This window comes from Kitasatospora albolonga, from assembly GCF_039535905.1.
Taxonomy (GTDB): domain Bacteria; phylum Actinomycetota; class Actinomycetes; order Streptomycetales; family Streptomycetaceae; genus Kitasatospora; species Kitasatospora albolonga.
Genome location: NZ_BAAAYB010000139.1, coordinates 1 through 8,239 on the forward strand (window position 1 = coordinate 1; position 8,239 = coordinate 8,239).

Here is an 8,239-nt window from a genome sequence, read left to right on the forward strand (position 1 = left end):
GGGAGCCGCGCCGGAGGCCGAGTCGGAGGCCACGAAGTAGGTGGGGCGGTTGCTGGACGGCGGTGTAGATCCGGCCCACGTACTCGCCCAGCAGGCCGACGCAGATCAGCTGCACGCTGCCCAGGAAGAGCACCGCCACGAACAGCGAGGTCCAGCCCGGCACGGTGGAGCCGGCCAGGTGCACCCCGATGCTCCACACCACACCATCAGCAGGCAGAGCAGGAAGCTGGCCCACGCCCAGCCCAGGTGGCCAGCCGCAGCGGGGCCGCCGAGAGGTGGTGACGCTCTCCATCGCGAGCCGGACCATCTTGCCGACCGAGTACTTGCTGCTCCCGGCGACCCCGCTCCGCCCGCTGGTAGGTCACCTGCCCGCTGGGGAAGCCCAGCCAGGGCACCAGCAGCCGGTAGACCTGCTGCTGATCGGTCGGCAGCTCCTTGAGCGCCTCCACCGCGACCCGGCTGAGCAGCCGGAAATCACCCGCCTGGGCCGTCACCCGCTTGCCGACCAGCCTGCGCACCAGCCAGTAGTACGCCCCGGCCGTCCGCCGCTTGAAGGCGGTGTCGGTGGACCGGTCCGTGCGCACCCCGTAGACGATGTCCAGCCCCTCGGCCCGGGCCAGCTCCAGCATCTCGGGGATCTTCTCCGGCGGGTCCTGGAGGTCGGCGTCGATGCTGGCCACGTACGCGCCGACGGCCGCGTGCAGCCCCGCCGTCAGCGCGGCCTGGTGCCCGGCGTTCGACCGCAGTCTGACCACCCTGAGCTCCGGCCACCCGGCCCGCTCCTTCTCCAGCAGCTCGGCCGTCCGGTCCGCGCTCCCGTCGTCCACCGCGACGACCTCGTACGACACCCCGGCCCCGTCCAGCGCCGGGCGCAGCCTGGCCACCAGGGCCGGCAGCGCGGCCTCCTCGTCGTACATCGGGACGACGACCGAGAGGATCGTCCTCCCCTCGGGTGCTACCGGCATGATTTCCCGCCTGCGGTCCAGACCATGGGGACGGCCCGGACAGTAGCACGGGGGCGGCGCCCGGAGAACCGGGTGCCGCCCCCGCGCGGGGTGCTGAGGGACCGTCAGTACTTCAGCGACTTCCAGTAGGTGTTGCTGGCCCAGAGCGGCTGGACCCCATCGGCGTCGTAGAGCACCAGGTTGGCGTCGTTCTGCAGCACCAGGTACGCACCCGGGTGACCCCAGGTCCCGGTCGACCACAGACCCCGGCCGTCGGCCGCGTAGACCACCACGTTCCCGTCGGCCTGCACGGTGGCCCGGGCACCGGGGTTGCCCCAGGTACGGGAGGACCAGACCGCACCGACCGGGTTGAAGTGCAGCACCAGGTTGCCGTCCGACTGCATCTGCAGCCAGATCGGCGAAGCGGTCGGGGTGTTGACCACCTCACCGCTCTTCACCACGGCACCGGCGAACAGCGCGGTACCCTGCCGGGCCGCCACCCGGTTGTCCGTACCGGTGGCCCAGCGGGCGTTGCCCGTCTGGTCGTAGACCACCAGGTTGAGGTCGTCCTGCAGGACCGCGCGCGCGTTGCGGTGGGTCCAGGTGCCGCTGGTCCACAGGGCCCGGCCGTCGGTGGCCCGGACCACGAAGTTGCCGTCCGCCTGCATGACGGCGGTGGCGCCGTTGTTGCCCCACGTGCGGGACGACCAGCGGGCGTTGCCGGTGGCCTTGGAGTACAGCACCAGGTTCCCGTCCTGCTGCATCACCAGCCGGCCGGCCTGCGACTCCACCGTCTCGCCCGACCGCACCGTACGGCCCGAAGGGATCACGGTGCCCCGGGTCTCCACGCCGCCGTACCAGGTGCCGGTGGACCAGAGCACGCGGCCGTCGAGGTCGTAGATCACCAGGTTGCCGTCACGCTGGACGACCAGCCGGGAGCGCAGGTTCTTCCAGGTGTCCGTGGCCCAGACGGCCCGGCCGTCGGCGGCGTAGACCACCAGGTTGCCGTCCTCCTGCAGGGTCGCGACCGCACCGGGGTGACCCTCGGTACCGGAGCTCCAGAGCGTCCGGGAGGACTGACGGTCGGTCAGCACCAGGTTCCCGTCCGCCTGCATGACCAGCGAGGTGCGGTCCGCCGTCGCCTGCTCGCCGGACTTCAGGGTGCGACCGGGCACCAGCGGGGTGCCGAGGGTCTCGTGCGCCGGGTCGTAGGTCCGGGTGGACCACACGACCTGGCCGGAGGTGTCGCGGAGCACCGCGTTGCAGTCGTCCTGGACGGTCAGCTGCCCGCCCTCGGTGGGGCCGGGGGTCGGGTGCCAGCCGTACCAGTACGGCGTGGCGCCGGTGGTGTCCCGCAGGGCGACCCGGCCGCTCGCGATGGTGAGCCGGCCATCGGGGTGGCCCGGCGTGTTGCTGGACCACAGCACCTTGCCGGTGGCCAGCTCGGTCACCACCGCGCTCCCGTCGGACTGCACCTTCAGGCTGACGCAGGCCGAGTAGTAGACGTCCCAGCGACCCTTGTAGCCGCCCTCGCCGAAGCCGTTCCTGGGGTGGTCGAGCTTCCCGCGCGAGACCGGCTCGCCGAAGCGGGGCAGCCCGCCCTCCGGCGCGGCACCCGGTCGGACCACGGTCACCGCGCCCTCGGTGTACGAGCCGCCCATGGCGGCGACCAGCTCGGGGTTGCCGTCACCGTCGAGGTCACCCGGCGAACGGAGGGCGGAGAGGTAGCCGTAGGACTGGTCGGTGCCACTCACCGGGAGGGGGAAGGTGTCGAGCGGCGCCGGGAACGGGCCGGGCGCGTCGGTGTCCTGCTGCCAGCGTCCCCAACCCTGCCGGGGAGTGCCGTCGCAGGCCTCCAGCGTCGCAGCGGCCGGAGCGGCCAGGTCCGCCGGCGCCGTCAGGCACCGGCCGTCCTCGGCGACCAGCGTGCCGCCGGCCTGGAGCCGCCAGCGCTGCGCGGAGGAGCCGTCGCACCCGGCGACGACCGGGGCCCCCCGCCTGGACGGACAGGCAGTTGCCGCGGTCGCGGACCGTCCCGTCCGCACGGAGCTGCCAGAGGGACCGGTCGGTCGCACAGGGGCCGACCTTGGCGCCCCGCGTGTAGCAACGGCTGGTCCCGTCGGCGGCACGCTGCGCGCTCGCCATCCGGAAGGCCGTGGCCGGGGTCTGGAGCTTGGCCGCCGGGAGCCCGTCCGCGCCGAACTCCAGTCGGTAGCTGAACAGCTCGGACTCGGACCCCAGCCTGGGCCTGACCCAGAGGGTCGGCACGCCACCGACCTTGCCCGGGGCGAGCAGCGCGGTGTCGAGCCAGCCGGTGCCGCCCAGCTGGACCGGGGCACCGATCACGGCACCCCCCGGCCTTGCCCGGGTAGTACCAGAGCCGGCCGCCCTCGACCGTGACCAGGTCGGGCATCCCGTCCTTGTTCGCGATCCCGTCGGTGGCCACCACCTGGGTCGCCGAACTCCAGGTCGGGTCGTAGCCGGTGCAGTCCGCACCCGCCGCACAGGTGGCCGGCTTGGCCACCTTGACGGCCTGGTCCTTCTTCGTGAAGTACCCGGCCCGCCCACCCGAGTCGGCGTCGTTCGGGTACAGGTACAGCGTGCTCGTCCCCGGGCTGAACAGGTACAGGTCCTCCGTCCCGCCACCCGTCGCGCTACCGCGGCCGCTGACCTGGAAGGAGTTCCACGTCCTGCCGTCCGGGCTCTGCGCGGCGGTGGACGCGACGTACGGGGCCCCGCCCGCGGGCAGCACGTTCAGGTCCGACGAGTCGGCGGCCCACACGTCGGACCGGCCGTCACCGTTCAGGTCGTCGGCCACCAGGCCGGCCCGGACGGCCGGGTCGGCGGCGTACGCGGGAGCGGCCAGGCCGCCCGCCAGTACCGCCGCCAGGGCGGCCAGGGCCGCTATTCGTCTGCCGCTCGTGCGGCGCGGGGCGCGAAGGCGCTCCCCCATGTTCCGTACCTCCCCATTGCGCCGGGCCCACGGCTCCGGCCGTCCGGCCCGTGATCAAGGGCCAGGGGGGGCAGGCTATCGTCCGCCGGTTCGGTCACGCCACGCGGTATCCGCCTCCGGGGCGCGGTCCGGATCCACGCCGCCCGCCGACGGGTACGGGGGCGGCGCCCGGTGGACCGGGTGCCGCCCCCGCGCGGGGTGCTGAGGGACCGTCAGTACTTCAGCGACTTCCAGTAGGTGTTGCTGGCCCAGAGCGGCTGGACCCCATCGGCGTCGTAGAGCACCAGGTTGGCGTCGTTCTGCAGCACCAGGTACGCACCCGGGTGACCCCAGGTCCCGGTCGACCACAGACCCCGGCCGTCGGCCGCGTAGACCACCACGTTCCCGTCGGCCTGCACGGTGGCCCGGGCACCGGGGTTGCCCCAGGTACGGGAGGACCAGACCGCACCGACCGGGTTGAAGTGCAGCACCAGGTTGCCGTCCGACTGCATCTGCAGCCAGATCGGCGAAGTGATCGGGGTGTGCACCTCCTCGCCGCTCTTCACCACGGCACCGGCGAACAGCGCGGTGCCGCGGCGGGCCGCCACCCGGTTGTCCGTGCCGGTGGCCCACAGGGCCCGGCCGGCGGGGTCGTAGACCACCAGGTTGAGGTCGTCCTGGAGCACCGCACGCGCGTTGCCCCGGCCCCAGGTGCCGCTGGCCCAGAGCGCCGTGCCGTCCGACGCCCGGACCACCAGGTTCCCGTCGCCCTGCATGAAGGCCGTCGCGCCCGGGTGGCCCCAGGTCCCGCTGGACCAGCGGGCGTTGCCGGTGGCCTTGGAGTACAGCACCAGGTTCCCGTCCTGCTGCATCACCAGCCGGCCGGCCTTGGACTCGACGGTCTCGTACGGGATCAGCAGGCAGCCCGAGCAGAGCGGGTGGCCCAGGGTGTCCACGCCGCCGAACCAGGTGCCCGTCGACCAGACCGGCCTGCCGTCCGCGTCGTAGATCACCAGGTTGCCGTCCGACTGGACCACCAGGCGGGCACCCTGGGTGCCCCAGGTCCCGCTGGACCAGACCGGGTTGCCGTCCTTGTTCCGGATCACCAGGTTGCCGTCCGGCTGGAGGGCACCGTCCACCCCGGCGTCCGGGGGCGCCGGGAGGAACGGGGTGTTGCCCGAGGTCCAGAGCACCCGCGAGGTCTGACGGTCGATCAGGTTCAGGTTCCCGCTGGTGGCCATCTTCAGCAGGACCTGGCCGGCCACCACCTCCTGGCCGTTCGCCAACCGGGTCCCGGCCGGTACGGCGGTGCCCAGCAGCTCGCGCGCGGGGTCGTACGTCCGGGTCGACCAGAGCACCGCGCCCTTGCCGTCCCGGAGCACCACGTTGCAGTCGTCCTGCACGGACAGCACGGTGCCCGACCCACCGCCGGCCACGCCCGGGGGCGACCAGTACGAATCGTCGTAGTGCCGGGCCAGGGCGAGCCGCCCCGTCCCCTCCATGGTCAGGGAGCCCAGCGGGTGGCCCGGGGTGTTGCTGGACCAGAGCACCTTGCCGGTGGCCAGCTCGGTGACCACCGCGCTCCCGTCGGACTGCACCTTCAGGCTGACGCAGGCCGAGTAGAGGACGTCGGCGTTCACCAGCCCGTGTCCGTTCACACGGCGCACCGGCTGCTGGATGTCACCGACCGAGGTGGCCTCGCCGAACCGGGCCAGCCCGCCGGCCGGTGCGACGCCCTTGTGCACGACGACCAGGGTGCCGCCGTAGGTGTACCGGGAGTGGCGCGTGATCAGCTCCGGACGGCCGTCACCGTCCAGGTCGCCCTGCGTGCGGTAGTCGAGCGGCACGGAGACGTAGCCCGGATCGGAGCTGATCGGGGCCGGCACGGTGAGCAGGTCGAACGCCGCCGGGAGCGGCTCCGGTCCGGCAGGCGTCTGCGGCCCGGAGCCCCAGCTCTGCCGGGGGGACTGCGTGCACGGGGCCAGGCCCGCCGTCCCGGTCCGCCTGGTCGGCCAGGCACCGGCCGTCCGAGGCGACCAGGCTGTCGGCGACCGAGGTCCACTTCTGGGCGGCCTCGCCGGTGCAGGCCGCAGTGCGGACCTTGCCGGTGTCCCAGCGCGGCCGTCAGGCAGTAGTCCATCCGGCGCAGGGTGCCGTCCGATCCGCGCAGCCACTGCGGATCGGTGTCTTCACAGGACTCGAGGCCGGTGTCGTACAGGCAGCGCCAGGTCCCGTCGGGGGCCGGCTGGGCCGCTCTGCAGCCGGAAGGCCGCGTCCGGCGGGGACAGTGGCCGCACCGGCAGACCGTCCGGGCCGAACTCCAAGGGGTAGCTGACCGTCACGCGCTGGCTGGCGACCTCGGCCCAGAGCGTCGGCACGCCGTCGACCTTGCCCGGCGCCATCAGCGTGAGGCCGCCCCAGGCGCCGGTGCCGCCCAGCTGGACGGGGGCGCCGATCACGGCGCCGCCGGCCTTACCCGGGTAGTACCAGAGCCGGCCGCCCTCGACCGTGACCAGGTCGGGCATCCCGTCCTTGTTCGCGATTCCGTCGGTCGCCAGCACCTGGGTCGCCGAGTTCCAGGTCGGGTCGTAGCCGGTGCAGTCCGCACCCGCCGCGCAGGTGGCCGGCTTGGCCACCTTGACGGCCTTGTCCCTCTTCGTGAAGTACCCGGCCCGCCCACCCGAGTTGGCGTCGTTCGGGTACAGGTACAGCGCGTCCGAGGCGTTGGTGAAGGCGTACAGGTCGTCCGTCTTCGTACCCGTCGCGCTGCCCCGGCTGCTGACCTGGTACTCCTGCCACGACCCGCCCAGCGGGCTCTGCGCCGCCGTGGACGCCGGGTACGGCGCACCGCCGGCCGGAAGCACCGCCAGGTCCGCCCCGCCCGTCGACAGCAGGTCGGCCCTGCCGTCGCCGGTCAGGTCGTTGAGCACCCCGGCCGCCGTCACGGGCGCGGCCGGTGCTGCGGCGTGCGCGGGCGCGGCGAGGCCGCCGAGCACCACCGCCGTCAGTGCGGCCACTGCCGCGAATCGTCTGCCGCCGCCTGCGCGGCGCGGGGCGCGAACGCGCTCCCCCATGTCCCAACCTCCCCGTGGTGCCGGGCACCGAGCACCGGCCGTCCGGCCCGTGAGCACGGGCCAGGGGGGGCAGGTTATCGCCCGCCCGTTCGTACCCACCACGCGGTACCCGGTGTACGGACGCCGACGGGGGTGGCACCCGGACCTCGGACGGTCCGGGTGCCACCCCCGCACGGAAGTGACGGCGCGTCAGTCCCTAGACATGGGTCCCGGAGGCCCAGAGCGGGACGACGCCGTCGGCGTCGTACAGCACCAGGTCACCGTCGGTCTGGACCACCAGGTAGGCGCCCTGGTGACCCCAGGTGCGGGTGGACCAGAGGGGGCGGGCGGTGTCGTCGTAGACCACGACGTTGCCGTCGCTCTGGACGAACAGGTACGCGCCCGGGTGACCCCAGGTGCCGGCGGACCAGAGGGCGCGGCCGGCGTCGGCCAGGACGGGGTTGCCGTCCGCCTGCTGGGTGAGGACGACCGTGCTGTCGTACGCGGCGGCCACCGCGTTGCCGGCGTGCAGCGAGGTGCCGGACCAGAGCGGCGCGCCGCGCCGGGCGCCGGCCCGGTTGTCGGTGCCGGTGGCCCAGAGGCGGCTGCCGTCCGTGTCGTACACGGCGAGGTCCAGGTCGTCCTGCAGGACGGCGCGGGCGTTGCGGTGGGTCCAGGTGCCGGTGGCCCAGAGGGGGCGGGCCGTCGGCGGCCTTGACCAGCAGGTTGCCGTCCGACTGCATGGTCGCCGTGGCGCCCTGGTTGCCCCAGGTCCGGCTCGACCAGCGGGCGTTGCCGGTGGCCTTGGAGTACAGCACAAGGTTCCCGTCCGCCTGCATCACCAGCCGGCCGGCCTGCGACTCCACCGTCTCGCCCGACCGCACCGTGCGCCCCGAGGGGATCACCGTGCCCCTGACGTCGATCTCGGGGTGGTTCGTGCCGGTGGACCAGCGGGCCCTGCTGTCGACGTCGAGGATCTCCAGGTTGCCGTCCGGCCGCAGCAGCAGCCGGGCACGGTGGTGTTCCAGGTCTCGCTGGACCAGAGCGGCGCGCCGGCCGCGTCCCGGATCACCAGGTTGCCGTCGGCCTCCAGGGCCACGGGCCGCACCGGGGCGGCCCTCGGTGCCCGAGGTCCAGAGCACCTTGGCGGACCGACGGTCGGTCAGCACCAGGTTGCCGTCCGCCCCCATGGTGAGCGCGGTCGTCTCGGTGGTCAGCTGCTCGCCGGCCTTCAGCGAACGCCCCGTCAGGAGCAGGGACCCGGCGCTCTCGTGGCCGGGTCGTACGTTCCGGGTCGACCAGAGCGCGGT

The 8,239-nt window shown here is 73.6% G+C and carries 5 protein-coding genes and 1 pseudogene; all 6 read right to left on the reverse strand.

Annotated features, from left to right (window positions below; translation table 11 throughout):
* Positions 1-202: pseudogene (locus ABD946_RS34165) on the reverse strand (glycosyltransferase); the annotation flags it as partial.
* A gap of 4 nt (positions 203-206) precedes the next feature.
* Positions 207-965, reverse strand: a complete 759-nt coding sequence (locus ABD946_RS34170; RefSeq protein ID WP_345289550.1) for a glycosyltransferase family 2 protein — start codon at positions 963-965, stop codon at positions 207-209.
* 104 nt (positions 966-1,069) lie between these two features.
* Positions 1,070-2,989, reverse strand: a complete 1,920-nt coding sequence (locus tag ABD946_RS34175; protein ID WP_345289552.1) for a hypothetical protein — start codon at positions 2,987-2,989, stop codon at positions 1,070-1,072.
* 1,120 nt (positions 2,990-4,109) lie between these two features.
* The gene (locus ABD946_RS34180; protein WP_345289553.1) at positions 4,110-5,762 is read right to left on the reverse strand and encodes a hypothetical protein; all 1,653 of its coding nucleotides are present in this window, start codon (positions 5,760-5,762) and stop codon (positions 4,110-4,112) included.
* A gap of 303 nt (positions 5,763-6,065) precedes the next feature.
* Complete coding sequence (locus ABD946_RS34185) at positions 6,066-6,893, reverse strand: hypothetical protein (protein WP_345289554.1); 828 nt, start codon at positions 6,891-6,893, stop codon at positions 6,066-6,068.
* A 253-nt stretch (positions 6,894-7,146) separates the two neighbouring features.
* Positions 7,147-7,554 carry a hypothetical protein gene (locus tag ABD946_RS34190; RefSeq protein ID WP_345289555.1) on the reverse strand — a complete coding sequence of 136 codons (408 nt, stop codon included), beginning with the start codon at positions 7,552-7,554 and terminating at the stop codon, positions 7,147-7,149.
* Positions 7,555-8,239: the final 685 nt, after the last annotated feature.

Bases quoted from the DNA above. Each gene is read 5' to 3' on its own strand.
- ABD946_RS34170 (WP_345289550.1), bottom strand. From the start codon at position 965: ATGCCGGTAGCACCCGAGGGGAGGACGATCCTCTCGGTCGTCGTCCCG.